The sequence below is a fragment of the Streptomyces sp. NPDC038135 genome, assembly GCF_055601245.1.
Genome location: NZ_JBVJXS010000009.1, coordinates 262,803 through 279,053 on the forward strand (window position 1 = coordinate 262,803; position 16,251 = coordinate 279,053).

The window sequence follows — 16,251 nt, forward strand, 5'->3', positions numbered from 1 at the left end:
CTTTTTCGGCCGGACCGGGAGCCATAAGGTATTGCCGGGAACCATTTCCTGGGAAGGGGGCACGACCGGGATGCCTCGGGAGACGGACGCGCGGGGGGCGCGGGAGCGGGCCGCGCGGGACCGGCTCGCCCCGGTGCTGCGTCCGGTGCGGGCGGGCAATGGCTTCGAGGAGGCGCTGGAGCAGATCCTCCAGGTGGTACGGCTCGGCCTGGTGCCGGACGGCGGGCGGCTGCCCGCCGAACGGGAGCTGGCGGAGCGGCTCGGCATCAGCCGGGTGACGCTGCGTGAGGTGCTGAAGGTGCTGCAGGACCAGGGCCTCGTGGAGTCGCGGCGCGGACGCTACGGCGGCACCTTCGTGCTGCCGCGCGCGGACGCCGGCGGCGAGGACGAGCTGCGGCGGCGGATCGCCGAGGTGGACATCGAGGACGTGCTGCGCTTCCGCGAGGTGCTGGAGGTGGGCGCGGCGGGGCTGTGCGCGGCGCACGGGCTGACCCCGGATCAGGCAGGGCGGCTGCGCGAGGCCCTGCACCGCACCCACGAGGCCCCGCTCGCCGAGTACCGGCGGCGGGACACGCTGCTGCATCTGACGCTGGCCGAGCTGTGCGGTTCGCCGTCGCTGGCCGCCCGGTACGCGGCGGTGCGGGCGAGCGTCAACGACCTGCTGGACTGCATCCCGCTGCTCGTGCGCAACCTGGAGCACTCGCAGCGGCAGCACACCGCGCTGGTCGAGGCGGTGCTGGACGGGGACGCGGACGGGGCGCGGGAGATGATGCGCGAGCACTGCGCGGGCACGGCGGCGCTGCTGCGGGGGTTCCTGGCATGACCGGCCTCCGCAAAGGTGCTCTGGGGGACCTTTGCGTCCCGGGAAGGGCGGTGGGCCGGTGCGGCCGCTGATCGGTGTGAGCACGTATCTGGAGCAGGGCGCGCGGTGGGGGGTGTGGGAGCTGGCGGCCGCGCTGCTGCCGGCCGCGTATCCGCGGCTGGTGCAGCGGGCCGGCGGGCTGGCCGCCATGCTGCCGCCGGACGAGCCCGCGCGGGCCGCCGCCCTGGTGGCCCGGCTGGACGGGCTGGTCGTCGCGGGCGGCCCGGACGTCGACCCGGCGTGCTACGGCGCCGAGCGGTCCCCCCGGACGGGTCCGCCCGCGCCGGAGCGGGACGCCTGGGAACTGGCCCTGATCGGGGCGGCGTTGGCCGCCCGGGTGCCGCTGCTGGGGATCTGCCGGGGCATGCAGCTGCTCAACGTCGCCCGCGGCGGCACGCTGGTGCAGCACCTGGACGGGCACGCGGAGCTGGTCGGCGTCTTCGGCGGGCATCCGGTGAAGCCCGTGCCGGGGACCCTCTACGCCGGGATCGTGCCCGAGGAGGTGACCGTGCCGACGTACCACCACCAGGCGGTGGAGCGGCTCGGCGCGGGGTTGACGCCCTCCGCGCACGCGGCGGACGGGACGGTGGAGGCGGTCGAGCTGCCGCCGCGGGAGGGGTGGGTGCTCGGGGTCCAGTGGCACCCGGAGATGGGGGACGACACCCGGGTCATGCGGGCGCTGGTGCGGGCCGCCGCGTCCGGAGCCGGCCCGGCCCGCTAGGCCGTGTCCGCAAAGTCGCGTCTGCGTCACGACGCCCGGCACGCACTCTCGCCGCACCGGCCGAAAGCCCGAGTACACCCAGTACGAGGGCATATCCGGCCGGCACTCCCCCAGCCTTCGGCCGGGGGGACCCCCAGAGCACGCACCGGACGCCGCGACGCCCGCCCTGCGGGCGAACGACGCGACTTTGCGGACACGACCTAGCCCCGCGTCAGCGACAGCAGTTCGCGTGCCGGTCCGGTGGGCCGGTGGCCCGTCGGCCACACCGCGCGCAGTTCGCGGCGCAGGGCGACGCCCTCGACCGGGATGCGCACCAGGCGCCGCATCGCCAGCTCCTCCCCCACCGCCAGCTCGCTCAGCACCGACGGGCCGGCGCCGCTCACCGCCGAGGCCTTCACCGCCGTGGTGGAGGACAGCTCGATCAGCGGCCGGGCCAGACCGCCGAGCGCCGTGTCCAGCACCTGGCGGGTGCCGGAGCCGCGTTCGCGCAGGATCAGCGGGGTGGCCGCCAGTTCGGACGGGGTGAGCGGGCGCCGCCGGCGGGCCCAGGGGTGGCCGGGCGCCGTGACGACGATCAGGCGGTCCCGGGCGATCACCGCCGAGTCCAGGCCCGGCGGCACCGTCAGGCCCTCCACGAACCCCAGGTCCGCCTCGCCGTCCAGGAGCAGTTCCGCGACCTTCGCGGAGTTGCCCGCGAGCAGGGACACCGCGGTGTCGGGCCGTTCGGCGTGCAGGGCGAGCAGCCAGCCCGGCAGCAGGTACTCGGCGATGGTCATGCTCGCCGCGACCCTGAGCCGGGAGTCCCGCCGGTCGCGCAGCGCCCGCGCGCCCGCGTCGAAGGCGGCCGCCGCCTCCACCACCCGGCGGGCCCAGTCCGTCACCAGGGCGCCCGCGTCCGTGAGGCGGGAACCGCGCGGCGAGCGGTCGACCAGGGCCACGCCGAGCTGCCGCTCCATCGAGCGCAGCCGGCTGCTGGCGGCCGGCTGGGTGATGCCCACCTCCCGGGCGGCCGCGCCGAGGCTGCCCAGCCGCGCCACGGCGAGCAGGAGTTCCAGCGCGCCGAGGTCGGGCACCCGGTGCGCCAGCGAGCCGCCGGGCAGGCCGTCGTCCGTCGTGTTCCGCTCGCTCATAAGACCAGCTTATGCCCCCATACACGGGGACTCCCTGGTCGGAGGGGGCCGGCGGCGGGATCGTACGGTCATGGTCATCGCAGCCCACTCCCTGCCCACCGCGCGTGCCGTCCGGGTCCGGCACCTCGGCCCCCACTGGTACGCCTCCGTCATGGGAACCTCGGTCGTCGGCACGGCGGGCACCGCGCTCCCCGTGCACGTCCCCGGGCTGCGCACGGTGTGCACCGCGCTGTGGGCGCTGTCCCTCGTCGCGCTGGCGGCCCTGCTGGCCGCTCGCGCCCTGCACTGGACGCACCACCGGGACCGGGCCCGCGCCCACCTCCTGGATCCGGCCGTGGCGCCCTTCTACGGCTGCCTGGCCATGGCCCTGCTGGCGGTGGGCGGCGGTGCGGCGGCGGCCGGCCGGGACTGGATCGGCACCGGCCCCGCGCTGGCGCTCGACGCGGTTCTGTTCACCGCCGGCACGGCGGTGGGGCTCGCGGCCGCCGTCGCCGTGCCGTATCTGATGGCGGCGCACCACCGGGGCGAGCCCCGCGAGGCCGGCCCGGTCTGGCTGCTGCCGCTCGTGGCGCCGATGGTGTCCGCCGCGGCCGGCCCGCGCCTGGTGCCGCTGCTGCCGCCGGGGCAGCCGCGGGAGACGCTGCTGCTGGGGTGCTTCGCGATGTTCGGGCTGAGCCTGCTGGCGACGCTGGCGACGCTGCCGCTGGTCTTCGCCCGGCCGCTGGTCTCCGGTCCGCTGCCGCTCGCGCTGACCCCGGGCCTGTTCCTGGTCCTCGGCCCGCTCGGGCAGTCCACCACCGCCGTCGGCGTGATCGCGGACGCGGCCCCCGGGGTGGTACCGGCGCCCTACGACCGCGGGCTGGGCGTGTTCGCGGTGCTGTACGGGGTGCCGGTCATGGGCTTCGCGCTGCTGTGGCTGGCGCTCGCCTCGGCGCACGTGGTGCGGGCCCGGCGGCGCGGCATGGGCTTCTCGATGACCTGGTGGGCGTTCACCTTCCCGGTGGGCACCTGCGTCACCGGCGCCGCCTCCCTGGCCGGGCGCACCGGGCTCGCGGCGTACGACGCGCTGGCCACCGCTCTGTACGGGCTGCTGGTCGCCGCCTGGCTGGCGGCCGCGTCGGGTACGGTGCGCGGGCTGCTCAGCGGAGAGCTGCCCGAAGCGCCCCGCCCAGCACCCGCGGCGCCTCGGCCAGCGAGGGTCCGTACCAGGTCAGGTGGCGTCCGCTGACGAGTGCGCAGCGCAGGCCCGGGAAGGCCTCGGGGCCGTCCCCGGCGCCGAAGCGGTAGGGCTCGTCCGGCAGGACGACGAGGTCCGGGCCGGCCGCCACCAGTTCCGCGAGGGGCACCCTGGGGTAGCGGTCGGGGTGGCCGGCGTACAGGTGACGCACGCCGAGCCGGTCCAGCACGTCGCCCGCGAAGGTGTCCCGGCCGAGCACCATCCAGGGGCGCCGCCAGACGGGCACGACCGCCGTCGTCCGTGCCGGGGGGCCGGGCGGGTCCGCCCAGGCCGCCTCCGCCTCGTCCAGCCAGCGGGGCCGGGACGGGGCGCCGCACGCCGTGAGCACCCGGTCCAGCTCGCGGAAGGCCTGGGGCACCGTGCGCACCTCGGTGACCAGCACCTCCAGACCCGCGGCCCGCAGGGCGTCGAGGTCGGGGGCGCGGTTCTCCTCCTCGTTGGCGACCACCAGATCGGGGGCGAGGGCGATGATCCGGTCGACGGCGGGGTTCTTCGTGCCGCCGATCCGGGCGGCTCCGGTGTCCGACGGGTGGGTGCACCAGTCGGTGACCCCGGCGAGCACGCCGGGCAGCGTGCGGGCCACCGCCTCGGTCAGCGAGGGCACCAGCGAGACGACGCGCACCACGGCGGCTAGCGCGCCCGGTCCTGCACGGCCTCGATGTGCTCGGCGACGGCCACCACGATCACCCGGGTGTCCGGGACCGTCGCGCGCCAGCGGTGGCGGACCCCGCCGGTCAGGTACAGGGTGTCGCCGCGGCCCAGCCGGTAGGCGCGGCCCTCGGCCTCGATCTCGACGGCGCCGTCGGCGACGTACATCAGCTCGTCGTTGCGGTGCTGGAACTCGCGGCCCGCGTCGTGGTCGCCGGTGAACTCCGAGGCGTGCAACTGGTGGTGGCCGCGCACCAGGGAGCGGGTGCGGGGCAGGAAGTCCGACTCGGTGACGGGCTCGGCGCGCACGACGTCCACGCTGGCGGCCGGGTCGGCGGCGGCGAGGAGTTCCACGGCCGTGGTGCGCAGGGCGTCGGCCAGCTTCTCCAGGGAACCGCGGCTCGGGCGGGCCTTGTCGTTCTCGACCTGGCTGAGGAAGGGCACCGAGAGGCCGGTGCGCTCGGCCACGACGGCGAGAGTCAGCTCCAGCGCGCGACGCCGCCGCCGTACGGCCGCGCCCACCCGCACGGGCTGCTGCTCTTTGTGGTCGCCCATCGCTCCGGCTCCCTCCTTCACTCGTCGTGCCGCCTGCCGGACGTCCGTCGCCGGACGGTTCCCTGAGGAGTTGTCTGCACCCTACGCATGTTCGGCAAACCGTTTCACGCGCCTGTCACATCCCCGACACGCCGGTGGGCCCGCACCCCCACGGTTCACGCCACTGCGGCGCCGCGGTGCGGGACGGGTCTTGCTTGTTCCAAGGCCCGGACGGCCCCCGATGTTCCGCCGCGGCGGGGGTCATGACCCTCCGTGGTTGGCCGGATCCTTACCGTGGAGGGACCTGGGGGCGTCGGTGCGGCCACGAAGCGGTGCCGGGGCCCGGGGAAACCGCGAGGGGTGGGCGCCGGGGGCACGTCCACGGACGTGCGCGCGGCGCCCACCCCTCGGGCGGCGGTCGGAAGGGTCAGGTCACCCGGCCGCCTGGCTCGAGACGCCCTTGCGGTCGATCGGGGCCCACTTGTCGGCCTGGCCCGGATGCCGCTTCAGCCAGGCGCGGACGGCGTCCTGCTCCTTGCCCTTGCCCGCCTTCTGGATCTGCGCCTCCAGCCCGGTGAGCTGCTCCTCGGTCATCGAGAAGTTCTTCAGCCAGGCGCCGACCTCGGGGTTGTCCTCGGCGAAGCCCTTGCGGGCGAGGGTGTGCACCCCGTCGCCCTTGCCCCAGGCGCCCTCGGGGTCCTTCAGCTTCTTCAGGTCGTAGTCGCTGTACGCCCAGTGCGGCGACCACAGGGTGACGACGACCGGCTGCTTCTTGCCGTAGGCGCGCTTCAGCTCGGCGAGCATCGCGGGCGTGGAGCCGTCGACGACCTGGTACTCGCCCTTCAGGCCGTACCGACCCAGGACCTTGTCCTTGAGCAGGCCCATCATGCCGGCGCTGGGCTCGATGCCGACGATCCTGCCGCCGAACTCGGAGGCGTGGCCCTTCAGGTCCGCCAGGGAGTTCACGTCCTTCACGTACGACGGGACGGTCAGCTCCAGCGAGGTGGGGCCGTACCACTTGCCGAGGTCGTCCAGCTTGTCGCCGTACTTCTTCCAGTACTCGGCGTGCGTGGTGGGCAGCCAGGAGTCGGTCTCGAAGTCGATCTGTCCGGTGGCGAGGCCGGTGTAGAGGGGGCCGGCCGCGTACTGGGTGGTGTTCACCTTGAAGCCGCGCTGCTCCAGGAGCTCCTTCCACAGGAACGTGGAGGCGATGCCCTCGTCCCAGGGGATGTAGCCGAGGTTGATCTCCTTGCCCTGGCCGATGTCGGTGCCGGAGGCCTCGGAGGTGCCGGAGGACCCGAAGACGCCCAGACCGCCCGCGACGAGCGCGAGGGCGACCACACCGGCGACGGCGACCACCGGGCGCGGCCGGTACGACCAGGCGGTCGTCCGGGTCTTGGCGGCGGCCCTGCGGCCGAGCGGGGAGAGCTGGGTGCCGAGGGCGCTGGTGACCCGGTCCAGGTAGATGGCGAGGACGACGATGCCGACGCCCGCCTCGAAGCCGTAGCCGATGTCGACCCGGCCGATGGCCTCGTTGACCGCGCCGCCGAGGCCGCCGGTGCCGACCATGCCCGCGATGACGACCATGGACAGGCCCAGCATGATCACCTGGTTGACGCCGGCCATGATGGTCGGCAGGGCCAGCGGAAGCTGCACGCGCCACAGGGTGTCGCGCGGCGTGGTGCCGAACGCCTCGGCCGCCTCGACCAGTTCGGCGTCGACCTGCCGGATGCCCAGCTCGGTCATGCGGACGCCGGGGGCGAGCGCGAAGATCAGGGTGGCGACGACGCCCGCGGCGGTGCCGAGACCGAAGAAGAGCATGGCGGGGATCAGCAGCACCATCGACGGCATCGTCTGGAGCAGGTCCAGGACGGGCCGCACGACCGCGCTGACCGTCTTGGAGCGGGCGGCCCAGATGCCCAGCGGGATGGAGATCACCAGGGCGATCACCGTGGCCACCAGGACCAGGGCCAGCGTGGACATCGCCCGGTCCCACAGGTCCAGCGAGTCGACCAGCGCGAACCCGGCGAAGGCGAGGACGCCGCCGAGCAGACCGCGCAGCCACCAGGCGATCACCCCGAGGATGCCGGCCATGAGCAGCGGCTCGGGCGCGGCGAGGACGGCGTCGATGCCGTCGTACATGCCCTCCATGACCGCGCGGATCGCGTCGAAGAGCCAGGACAGGTGGTCGACGAGCCAGTTGACACCGGAGTCGACCCAGTCGCCGAGAGGGATCCTAGGCACGGGCGATCACCTTTCCGCCGTTGTCGTTGTCGCAGGCGGTGGGGTCGCCCTGTTCGTCGCCGAGGAGGCCGACCAGGCGCCGGCGCGGCACGACGCCGACCAGCTCGCGGCCGGCGTCCAGGACGGCGACCGGGTGGCTGAGGCGGGCGCTGATGGCGCACAGCTCGGTGAAGGGCGTGTCCGGGGCGGCCGTCTCGCAGCCGCAGTCGGCCTCGTCGCCGCGGACGTCGGTGTCCATCACCGACGCGGCGGTCAGCACCCGGGAGCGGTCGACGTCCTGGATGAAGGAGGCGACGTAGTCGTCCGCCGGGCGCAGCAGGATGTCCTCGGCGGTGCCGGTCTGGACGATCCGGCCGTCGCGCATGACGGCGATGCGGTCGCCGAGGCGCATGGCCTCGTTGAGGTCGTGGGTGATGAAGACGATGGTCTTCTTCAGGGTCTTCTGCAGCTCCAGCAGCTGGTCCTGCATGTCGCGGCGGATCAGCGGGTCGAGGGCGCTGAAGGACTCGTCCATCAGCAGCAGGTCCGCGTCGGTGGCCAGGGCGCGGGCGAGGCCGACGCGTTGCTGCATGCCGCCCGACAGCTCGTCGGGCCAGGAGTCCTCCCAGCCGGCCAGACCGCACAGGGCGAGCGCCTCGTCGGCGCGGCGTTCGCGCTCGGCGCGGGGCACGCCCTGCACGGACAGGCCGTAGGCGGCGTTGTCGCGGACGCTGCGGTGCGGGAAGAGCGCGAAGTGCTGGAAGACCATGCTGATCTTCTTCGAACGCAGTTCGCGCAGTTCGCGGTCGCCGAGCCCGGTGAGCTCCTGGCCGTCGAAGCGGACGCGGCCGGCGGTCGGCTCGAGCAGACCGTTGAGCATCCGCAGCAGGGTGGACTTGCCGGAGCCCGACAGACCCATGACGACGAATATCTCACCCGCCTCGACCTGGAAGGAGGCGTCGATCACGGCGGCGGTGGTGCCGTCGGCGCGCAGCTCCTCGCGGTCGGTGCTCCCGCGCAGTTTCTCCACTGCCTGGTCCGGTCGTCTGCCGAACACCTTGAACAGGTGCTCGGCCTCAAGCCTTGGTTGCACGCGTGCCTCTCGTCTCGGCCGTACATGACAGAAGCCGCGCCTCCCCAGATCCTCATTGGTCAAACTTTTAAGTGTCTTAGGTCACAACGGGGCCGTGTCAGTGCCGTACGGCATGATGCGAGCGTGACCGGACGACTCATGCTCCTCGACACCGCCTCGCTCTACTTCCGCGCCTACTTCGGCGTGCCCGACTCCGTCAGGGCGCCGGACGGCACCCCGGTGAACGCGGTGCGCGGACTGCTGGACTTCATCGACCGGCTGGTGAAGGACCACCGGCCGCAGCGGCTGGTGGCCTGCATGGACGCCGACTGGCGGCCGCAGTGGCGGGTGGACCTGATCCCGACGTACAAGGCGCACCGGGTCGCCGAGGAGCACGAGGGCGCGCCGGACGAGGAGGAGGTGCCGGACACCCTCTCCCCGCAGGTGCCGGTCATCGAGGCGGTGCTGGACGCGGTCGGCATCGCCCGGGTGGGGGTCGCGGGGTACGAGGCGGACGACGTCATCGGCACGTTCACCGCGCGGGCCGACGGCCCCGTCGACATCGTCACCGGTGACCGCGACCTGTACCAGCTCGTCGACGACGAGCGCGGCGTCCGGGTGCTCTACCCGCTGAAGGGCGTCGGCACCCTGCAGCTCACCGACGAGGCGGTGCTGCGCGAGAAGTATGGGGTCGACGGGCGCGGGTACGCGGACCTGGCGCTGCTGCGCGGCGACCCGAGCGACGGCCTGCCGGGCGTGCCCGGGATCGGCGAGAAGACGGCCGCCAAGCTGCTCGCCGAGTTCGGCGACCTGGCGGGGATCATGGCGGCGGTCGACGACCCGCGGGCGAGGCTCACGCCGTCGCAGCGCAAGCGGCTGACCGAGGCCCGGCCGTACGTGGCCGTGGCGCCGGAGGTGGTGCGGGTGGCCGGTGACGTCCCGCTGCCGGACGTGGACACCGCCCTGCCGCGCGCCCCGCGCGACCCGGCGGCCCTGGAGGCGCTGGCGGCGCGCTGGGGGCTGGGCGGCTCCCTCGGGAGACTGCTGACGACGCTCGGTTCGTGATGCTAACTTAGGTAAACCTAACCAATGCAGCAGGAGGCCGTGATGGCAGAGCGTCCGGGACGAAAGCCGCGCAAGCCCTATACCGCCCAGGTGGTGCGGACCGAGCGGCTGACCCCGCACATGCAGCGCGTGGTGCTCGGCGGCGAGGGCCTCGCCGACTTCGCCGCGGACACCTGCACCGACCACTACGTGAAGCTGCTGTTCGGCCCCGAGGGCGTCACCTATCCCGAGCCCTTCGACCTGGAGCGCGTTCGGGCGGAGTTCCCGCGCGAGCAGTGGCCGGTGACCCGGACGTACACCGTGCGCGCCTGGGATCCCGAGCACCTCGAGCTGACACTGGACTTCGTGATCCACGGCGACGAGGGCCTGGCCGGGCCCTGGGCCCTGCGGGCGCGCCCCGGCGAGACCGTGCGCTTCATCGGCCCCGGCGGCGCCTACGCCCCGGACGCCGGTGCGGACTGGCATCTGCTCGCCGGCGACGAGAGCGCGCTGCCCGCGATCGCCCGCGCCCTGGAGACGCTGCCGGCCGGCGCTCGCGCGCACGCCTTCGTGGAGGTGGCCGGGCCCGAGGAGGAGCAGAAGATCGACTCCGACGTGGAGGTCGTCTGGCTGCACCGCGGGGACCGGCCGGTGGGTCAGGCCCTGGTCGAGGCCGTACGGGCGCTGCGGTTCCCCGAGGGCCGGCCGCACGCCTTCGTGCACGGCGAGGCGGCGTTCGTGAAGGAGCTGCGCCGGATGCTCCGGGTCGAGCTGCAGATCCCGCGCGAGGACCTGTCGATCTCCGGCTACTGGCGCCTCGGCCACAACGAGGACGGCTGGCAGGCCTCCAAGCGGGAGTGGAACGCCCGGATCGAGGCCGAGCAGGAGGGCGGCGCCGCGGCTGCCGCCTGAGCCGGTCCCCGCCGGCGACCGGCCGCCGCCCCCGGCCGCCAGGCGCGCGACCGGAGGTGACCGGCCCTCCCGCCGCGCTCGTACGCTTGACCTCGTGAGACGCCGCACCCCGCCCCCGCCCGCCCCGCTCCCCCAGCGCCACGGCGTCGACCCGGTACGGCTGCGGCTGCCGCACGGCGGGGAGTGGGCGACCGTGCGAGAGCACCTCGTGGCGCGGCTGACGGGCGCCGGGCCCGGCACCGTCGAGGCCATGCTCGACGCGGGGCTCTTCGTCGGCGCCGACGGGAGGCCGGTCGAACCGGAAGCGCCCTACCGGGCGGGGACGTTCGTGTGGTTCCACCGCGAACTGCCCGCCGAGGTTCCGGTGCCCTTCCCGCTGGAGGTGGTGCACCGGGACGAGCACATCGTCGTGGCCGACAAACCGCACTTCCTCGCCACCACACCGCGCGGTTCGCACGTCGCCCAGACCGCTCTCGCCCGGCTCCGCGACGAGCTCGGCCTGCCGTCGCTGACCGCCGCTCACCGGCTGGACCGGCTCACCGCCGGTCTGGTGCTGTTCACGGTGCGGCCCGAGGAGCGCGGCGCCTACCAGACGCTGTTCCGGGACCGGCGGGTGCGCAAGGAGTACGAGGCCGTGGCCCCGTACGATCCGGCGCTCGTGCTGCCCCGCACCGTGCGCAGCCGGATCGTCAAGGAGCGCGGGGTGCAGGCGGCGCGGGAGGTCGAGGGCGAGCCGAACGCGGTGACCCGGGTGGAGCTGGCCGAGCACCGGGACGGTCTGGGCCGGTACCGGCTGCTGCCCGAGACCGGGCAGACCCACCAGCTCCGGGTCCATCTGAACGCGCTGGGCGTGCCCATCCTCGGCGACCCGCTGTACCCGGAGGTGACCGGCCCGGTGCCGCCAGGCGACTTCCGCCGCCCGCTGCAACTGTTGGCCCGCCGCCTGGAGTTCACCGACCCGGTCACCGGAGCGCGGCACGCCTTCGCCAGCGGGCGGACCCTGCGGGCGTGGTCCTGCCCGGCCGGGTGGGCCGGGCAGGAGCCGTAGCGGTCCCGTTCACCGTCCGCGGGACCCGCCGCTCACTCCCCGCGCCACCAGCGCAGCAGCCGCTGCCACACGTTCTCGCGGCGGGACGGGTCCGGCGTCGCGGGGACGGGGGCGGGCACGTGCGGGGCGACCGGGGCCGGGACCGGCGGCCGGGGCCCGGCGGCGGGGGCCGGTGCGATGGGCGCGGTGACGGCCGGCGGGCCCGAGCGCTGCGGCGGCACGGTCGACGGGCGGGGCGGCAGACTCACGTCCTGCTGGGCCTTGGGCTCGAAGCGCACCGGCAGCGACACCAGGTGCCGGGAGGCGATCGACGAGCGCCAGCGCAGCTCCTCCTCGGCGCAGTCGAGCTGGACGTCGGGCAGCCGCATCAGCAGCGCGTCCACCCCGACGTCGGCGATCGCCCGGCCGATGTCCTGGCCGGGGCACTCGTGCGGGCCGCCGCCGAACGCCAGGTGGGACCGGTTGCCCTGCATCCCGGCGGAGAGGTCGGGGCGCACCCGGGGGTCGACGTTCCCCGGGGCCGGCGCGAAGAGCAGCCCGTCGCCCCGGTGGATGCGCCGCCCGCCCAGTTCCGTGTCCTGCTTGGCGAAGTAGCCGAAGACGGTGCTGAACGGCGGCTCGTCCCACAGGGACTGCTCGATGGCCTCCGGCACGGTCATCTGGCCGCCGTTGAGCTGGGCGCGGAAGCCCGGCTCGGTCAGCACCATGCGCAGCGCGTTGGCGAGGAGGTTGGCGGTGGCCTCGTAGGCCGCGAACAGCACCAGCCGCAGGTGCTCGCGGACCTCGTCGTCGGTGAGTCCCGCCGGGTGGGCGATGAGGTGGCTGGTGAAGTCGTCCTCCAGCCGGGCCCGGCGGCGGGCGGTGAGCCGGCCGAGCGCCTCCATGACGTACGTGTGGCTCCGGATGGCGGTCTCGGTGCCCTTGAGCGCGTCGCGGGCGGCCTGCACCAGCCGGTCGCCGTACTCCTCGGGCATGCCGAGGATCTCGCACATCACGGCCATCGGCAGGTGCTCGGCGAACTGCGAGACCAGGTCGGCCCGGCCGCGTTCGCAGAAGTCGTTGACCAGGGTCTGGGTGTAGCGGCCGATGTGACGGCGCAGGCCGCGGTGGTCGATGGGCGCCATGGCGCCGGTGACCGCCGCGCGCAGCCGCTGGTGCTCGTCGCCCTCGGCGTGCGAGCAGATGGGCTGCCAGGCGATGTGCGGCATGAGCGGGTGGTCGGGCTTCACCTGCTCCTGGAGCAGCGGGGACCAGATCCGGCTGTCGCGGGTGTACTGGGAGGGGCTGCGCACCAGTTGCAGGTTCTCGGCGTGGCCGAGCACCACCCACATCGGTACGTCGTCGTGGAGCAGCACGGGCGCCACGGCGCCGTGCAGTTCCCGCAGGTGCTCGTAGAGGCCGTCCAGGTCCTCGGCGCCGGGGCCGTGGATCCGGTGCGCCTCGCCGGGGCCGAGGCCGTGCGCCGGGCAGCCGGGCGGCGGGCCGGGGGTGGGTTCGGTGCCGGTCAGGGACTGGGGTTCAGACGTCACGGTGCAGCTCCGGAACGGATGGGTGGGGGTCGGTCGGACGCGGGATCAGCGGAGGGCGCCGGACAGGGCCAGGGAGTGCAGGAAGCGCATCAGGGTCATCAGCACGTCCTTGCTGGAGGCCCGGCGGCGCACGTCGCAGTCGATGATCGGGATGTCCGGGGACAGGTCCAGCGCGGTGCGCAGTTCCTCGATCGGGTAACGGGGCGCGTCCGGGAAGGTGTTGACGGCGACGACGAAGGGCACGCCGCGTTCCTCGAGCCGTCCCATGACGTCGAAGCTCACCTCCAGGCGCCGGGTGTCGACCAGGACGACCGCGCCGAGCGCGCCTTCGAACAGGCCGTTCCACAGGAACCAGAAGCGCTCCTGGCCGGGGGTGCCGAACAGGTAGAGCACCAGCTTGTCGGTGATGCCGATGCGGCCGAAGTCCATCGCCACGGTGGTGGCCGTCTTGGTGTCGGAGCCGTAGTTGTCGTCGACTCCGATGCCGGCCTGGGTCATGGTCTCCTCGGTGGTCAGCGGCCTGATGTCGCTGACCGAGCCGACCATGGTGGTCTTGCCGACGCCGAACCCGCCCACGATCACGATCTTCACCGCGGCCTGCGCCGTCTGCGGCAGATGGTCCTCGGTGCGCGGGCCGGGGATGGTGTCAGAGCCGTTGAAGTCCATGCATCACCGCTTCGAGGAGTGAACGGTCGGGGAGCGCCTGGCGGACGATCGGGGCGCGCGCCTGCACCAGGTCGGCCGCGATCAGCTCGGTGAGCAGGACGGTCGTCGCGCTGAACGGCAGGTTGAGGTAGGCCGAGAGTTCGGCCACGGACAGCGGCGCGGTGCACAGCCGGAGCACCGCCGCCTGCTCGGGGGAGGCGGAGGGCGACGGCGCGGAGTGCGCCACGATCAGCGTCACCAGGTCGAGTTCGGCCCGGGCGCCGTCGGCGGAACCGGCGATGGTGTACAGCCGCTCGGGGTTGCCGGGCCGCCCGGGGCCGCCCCCGGCTTTCGCGGGGAGCGGGGGTGGGGGCGGCGGGGGTGCCGGCGGGTGCGGTGGCCGGCGGCGCCTGCGCCGCGGCGGAGTCATACGGTCTGCCCGTTCCGCCGGGGCGGACTCGTCAGATGGGTGCCGATGCGGACGACGAGGTCGCGCATCATGCCGCTCATCCGGCCCGGCTCGCAGGTCACGTCGGCGAGCACCGCGAGGAAGGCGTTGGCGCCGGCGTTCATGAGGTAGAAGTAGCCGCCGTCGATCTCGATGACGACGAGCTTCATGTCCCCGCTGCCCACGATCTCCTGGGTGATGGCGCCGGCCAGGCTCTGCAGTCCCGCGCAGGCGGCGGCCACCCGGTCGGCGGCGTCGGGGTCGCCGCCGTGCCGGGCGATGCGCAGTCCGTCGGCGGAGAGGACCACGATCATCTGGATGCCCGGGACGCCGTCGTTGAGCTGCTTGAGCATCCAGTCGATGTTGCCTCGCTGCTGGATCACTTGAGGTCCCCCTCGTCGTCGGCCTGGGTGGGGCCTGCCGAATCGTCGATCAGGTGCAGGTAAGCGGTCGGGTTCCGGGTGAAGTCGGTGAGCTCGGCCGCGGTGGCGCCCTCGGGCATGCCCTTCTTCAGGCCGTCCCAGAAGGCGTCGACCCACATGCCCGGCGGCCGGTCCTTCAGTTTCTGCAGCTCGGGGTCGATCTCGGGCGCGGGTTCCGGCTCGGGCGCCGGCTGGGACCAGACGGTCGGCCTGCCCTCGCGCTCGGCGCGCTCGACGGCGGCCTGTTCGGCGAACCGCTGGCTGAGCGGCGTCTTCACCCGGCTGCGGCGCTGCGGCAGACCGCCCGCCGTCCACTCGGTGACCTCGGGGACGTCGTCCTCCATGGAGATCCCGGCGGGGATGCGGGGGCTGGTGGGCCGGCGCTTCTTCGGCGGGCGCTTGGGGCCCTCCAGGGCGCCCAGTTCGGGCATGGGCACGGCGGTGGCGCCGATGCCGTGGGCGGCGCCCACGCCGGGCTCCGTGGTGGTCATCACGCGCGGCACGACGAGGATCGCGCGGACGCCGCCGTAGGCGGAGGCGCGCAGCGAGACCTGCATGTCGAACGCCTTGCAGAGCCGGCCGACGACGGCGAGGCCGAGGCGGGGGCTCTCGCCGAGGTTGTGGGCGTCGTCGGCGGCCATGGCGTCGGTGATGGCCTTCTCGATGCGGGCCCGGGACTCCTCGCTGAGGCTGACCCCGGCGTCCTCGATCTCGATGGCGAGCCCGGTCTGCACCTCGACGGCGGTGACCCGCACCTTGGTCGACGGCGGCGAGTAGCGGGTGGCGTTGTCGAGCAGTTCGGCGGCGGCGTGGATGATGGGCTCCACCGAGGTGCCCTTGATGTTGATGTTGACGATGGAGTTCAGGTCGATGCGCCGGTACTCCAGGATCCGGGACATCGCGCCGCGCAGGACGCTGTACAGCGACACGGGCAGGGGCCACTGGCGGCCGGGGCGGCCGCCGCCGAGCACGGAGATGGAGTCGGCGAGGCGGCCGATCAGCGCGGTGCCGTGGTCGATGCGCAGCAGGTCGTCGAAGACCTCGGGGTTGCGGCCGTGGTCCTCCTCCATCTCCCGCAGTTCGCTGGCCTGCTGGTGGACGATGGCCTGCACGCGGCGGGCGATGCTGACGAAGGAGCGCTCGGTGGCGTCGCGCATCGAGATCTCGTGGTCGGCGCCGCGCAGTGCCGTGTGCAGCAGCGTGCGCTGCGAGTCGGGCAGGTGCCGCAGTTCGGGGTCGTTGTCGACGACCTTGCGCATCACCTCCCGGAGCGGTTCTCCGCCGCGCAGGTGGCGCAGCGCGGTGGGCAGGACCTGGGTGCCGAGCCGGACGATCTCCGCGTCGTGGGTGGCGAGGCGGTGCTCCAGGTACGCGGCGTGCCGGGCGTGCTCGGCCCGCGTCTCGCGGAGCTCGCGGCCGCGGCGGACGATCTCCGCGGCCAGGGCGAGGAGCAGCAGCAGGGCCACGGTCCCGCACCCGACGACGGCGATCCGGGCGGCGGGCGGGACCAGTGCGGCGGCGGCCCCGGTCACCCCGGCCATCACGACGGCGGGCGGCAACAGCACGCGGGCGAGGGGAAGTTCACGGCCGCCGGGAGGCTTTGGAACACTCACCATGGATGCCTTCCGAGACGAGTCGGCTGGGTGTCGGGGGAGCTTGCGAGGGGAAGATTCACGGAACGACCCGGACCTTCGGGATATTCGGGGGCAGACGCACTAATCGGCTCAACCCGGTGCGTCGCGGGCGAGCTTAGTCCGACCGGATCATCGCCGTGTC

The 16,251-nt window shown here is 74.0% G+C and carries 16 protein-coding genes; 6 read left to right on the top strand and 10 right to left on the bottom strand.

What is annotated here, in order from left to right; genetic code table 11:
• Positions 1-70: 70 nt before the first annotated feature.
• Together ACZ7JA_RS26325 and ACZ7JA_RS26330 are read left to right on the top strand one after the other, a co-directional pair.
• Positions 71-823 (top strand): FadR/GntR family transcriptional regulator, encoded by a 753-nt coding sequence (locus tag ACZ7JA_RS26325; protein WP_470810727.1) that lies wholly within the window; start codon positions 71-73, stop codon positions 821-823.
• A gap of 67 nt (positions 824-890) precedes the next feature.
• Complete coding sequence (locus ACZ7JA_RS26330; protein ID WP_389304819.1) at positions 891-1,583, top strand: gamma-glutamyl-gamma-aminobutyrate hydrolase family protein; 693 nt, start codon at positions 891-893, stop codon at positions 1,581-1,583.
• Positions 1,584-1,783: 200 nt separating this feature from the next.
• Here the strand turns inward: ACZ7JA_RS26330 and ACZ7JA_RS26335 are convergent, their stop codons facing one another.
• Positions 1,784-2,713, bottom strand: coding sequence for a LysR family transcriptional regulator (locus ACZ7JA_RS26335; protein ID WP_351664068.1), 930 nt, complete (start codon positions 2,711-2,713; stop codon positions 1,784-1,786).
• Between the two features lie 70 nt (positions 2,714-2,783).
• Here ACZ7JA_RS26335 and ACZ7JA_RS26340 point away from each other — a divergent pair, with 70 nt between their 5' ends.
• Positions 2,784-3,941, top strand: a complete 1,158-nt coding sequence (locus tag ACZ7JA_RS26340; RefSeq protein WP_470810729.1) for a TDT family transporter — start codon at positions 2,784-2,786, stop codon at positions 3,939-3,941.
• On the opposite strand, the gene ACZ7JA_RS26345 is transcribed toward ACZ7JA_RS26340, so the two are convergent.
• From ACZ7JA_RS26345 to ACZ7JA_RS26360, 4 genes are all read right to left on the bottom strand, one after another.
• On the bottom strand, positions 3,853-4,572 hold the full coding sequence (locus ACZ7JA_RS26345) for a helical backbone metal receptor (protein ID WP_470810887.1): 720 nt from the start codon (positions 4,570-4,572) through the stop codon (positions 3,853-3,855). The two genes, ACZ7JA_RS26340 and ACZ7JA_RS26345, sit on opposite strands and share 89 nt — an antisense overlap.
• Before the next feature lie 8 nt (positions 4,573-4,580).
• Positions 4,581-5,153 (bottom strand): helix-turn-helix domain-containing protein, encoded by a 573-nt coding sequence (locus ACZ7JA_RS26350; protein WP_143635319.1) that lies wholly within the window; start codon positions 5,151-5,153, stop codon positions 4,581-4,583.
• A 411-nt stretch (positions 5,154-5,564) separates the two neighbouring features.
• Positions 5,565-7,376, bottom strand: a complete 1,812-nt coding sequence (locus ACZ7JA_RS26355; protein ID WP_389304715.1) for an ABC transporter permease/substrate binding protein — start codon at positions 7,374-7,376, stop codon at positions 5,565-5,567.
• On the bottom strand, positions 7,369-8,448 hold the full coding sequence (locus ACZ7JA_RS26360) for a quaternary amine ABC transporter ATP-binding protein (protein ID WP_470810733.1): 1,080 nt from the start codon (positions 8,446-8,448) through the stop codon (positions 7,369-7,371). The genes ACZ7JA_RS26355 and ACZ7JA_RS26360 overlap by 8 nt, the downstream gene beginning before the upstream one ends.
• A gap of 123 nt (positions 8,449-8,571) precedes the next feature.
• Between ACZ7JA_RS26360 and ACZ7JA_RS26365 the strand changes: the two genes are divergently transcribed.
• The 3 genes from ACZ7JA_RS26365 (at position 8,572) to ACZ7JA_RS26375 (ending at position 11,431) form a co-directional block, all read left to right on the top strand.
• Positions 8,572-9,492 (top strand): 5'-3' exonuclease, encoded by a 921-nt coding sequence (locus ACZ7JA_RS26365; protein ID WP_389304711.1) that lies wholly within the window; start codon positions 8,572-8,574, stop codon positions 9,490-9,492.
• A gap of 42 nt (positions 9,493-9,534) precedes the next feature.
• Positions 9,535-10,383, top strand: a complete 849-nt coding sequence (locus tag ACZ7JA_RS26370) for a siderophore-interacting protein (RefSeq protein WP_351664078.1) — start codon at positions 9,535-9,537, stop codon at positions 10,381-10,383.
• 94 nt (positions 10,384-10,477) lie between these two features.
• On the top strand, positions 10,478-11,431 hold the full coding sequence (locus ACZ7JA_RS26375) for an RluA family pseudouridine synthase (protein WP_470810736.1): 954 nt from the start codon (positions 10,478-10,480) through the stop codon (positions 11,429-11,431).
• Positions 11,432-11,463: 32 nt separating this feature from the next.
• Here the strand turns inward: ACZ7JA_RS26375 and ACZ7JA_RS26380 are convergent, their stop codons facing one another.
• The 5 genes from ACZ7JA_RS26380 to ACZ7JA_RS26400 are packed head-to-tail and all read right to left on the bottom strand — an operon-like array spanning position 11,464 to position 16,091.
• Positions 11,464-12,960 (bottom strand): cytochrome P450, encoded by a 1,497-nt coding sequence (locus ACZ7JA_RS26380; RefSeq protein ID WP_450751435.1) that lies wholly within the window; start codon positions 12,958-12,960, stop codon positions 11,464-11,466.
• Positions 12,961-13,005: 45 nt separating this feature from the next.
• Positions 13,006-13,626 (bottom strand): GTP-binding protein, encoded by a 621-nt coding sequence (locus ACZ7JA_RS26385; protein WP_351664084.1) that lies wholly within the window; start codon positions 13,624-13,626, stop codon positions 13,006-13,008.
• Positions 13,607-14,035: a DUF742 domain-containing protein gene (locus ACZ7JA_RS26390; RefSeq protein WP_450745895.1), complete on the bottom strand. Its 429-nt coding sequence runs from the start codon at positions 14,033-14,035 to the stop codon at positions 13,607-13,609. Before ACZ7JA_RS26390 ends, ACZ7JA_RS26385 begins: the two co-directional genes overlap by 20 nt.
• The gene (locus ACZ7JA_RS26395) at positions 14,032-14,436 is read right to left on the bottom strand and encodes a roadblock/LC7 domain-containing protein (protein ID WP_351664088.1); all 405 of its coding nucleotides are present in this window, start codon (positions 14,434-14,436) and stop codon (positions 14,032-14,034) included. Before ACZ7JA_RS26395 ends, ACZ7JA_RS26390 begins: the two co-directional genes overlap by 4 nt.
• The gene (locus tag ACZ7JA_RS26400) at positions 14,433-16,091 is read right to left on the bottom strand and encodes a sensor histidine kinase (RefSeq protein WP_470810740.1); all 1,659 of its coding nucleotides are present in this window, start codon (positions 16,089-16,091) and stop codon (positions 14,433-14,435) included. Before ACZ7JA_RS26400 ends, ACZ7JA_RS26395 begins: the two co-directional genes overlap by 4 nt.
• Between the last annotated feature and the right edge of the window lie 160 nt (positions 16,092-16,251).

Coding starts and splice junctions, on each gene's coding strand:
- ACZ7JA_RS26390 (WP_450745895.1), bottom strand. CDS start 14,035: ATGACTCCGCCGCGGCGCAGGCGCCGCCGGCCACCGCACCCGCCGGCA.
- ACZ7JA_RS26350 (WP_143635319.1), bottom strand. CDS start 5,153: ATGGGCGACCACAAAGAGCAGCAGCCCGTGCGGGTGGGCGCGGCCGTA.
- ACZ7JA_RS26340 (WP_470810729.1), top strand. CDS start 2,784: ATGGTCATCGCAGCCCACTCCCTGCCCACCGCGCGTGCCGTCCGGGTC.
- ACZ7JA_RS26325 (WP_470810727.1), top strand. CDS start 71: ATGCCTCGGGAGACGGACGCGCGGGGGGCGCGGGAGCGGGCCGCGCGG.
- ACZ7JA_RS26370 (WP_351664078.1), top strand. CDS start 9,535: ATGGCAGAGCGTCCGGGACGAAAGCCGCGCAAGCCCTATACCGCCCAG.
- ACZ7JA_RS26400 (WP_470810740.1), bottom strand. CDS start 16,091: ATGGTGAGTGTTCCAAAGCCTCCCGGCGGCCGTGAACTTCCCCTCGCC.
- ACZ7JA_RS26385 (WP_351664084.1), bottom strand. CDS start 13,626: ATGGACTTCAACGGCTCTGACACCATCCCCGGCCCGCGCACCGAGGAC.
- ACZ7JA_RS26335 (WP_351664068.1), bottom strand. CDS start 2,713: ATGAGCGAGCGGAACACGACGGACGACGGCCTGCCCGGCGGCTCGCTG.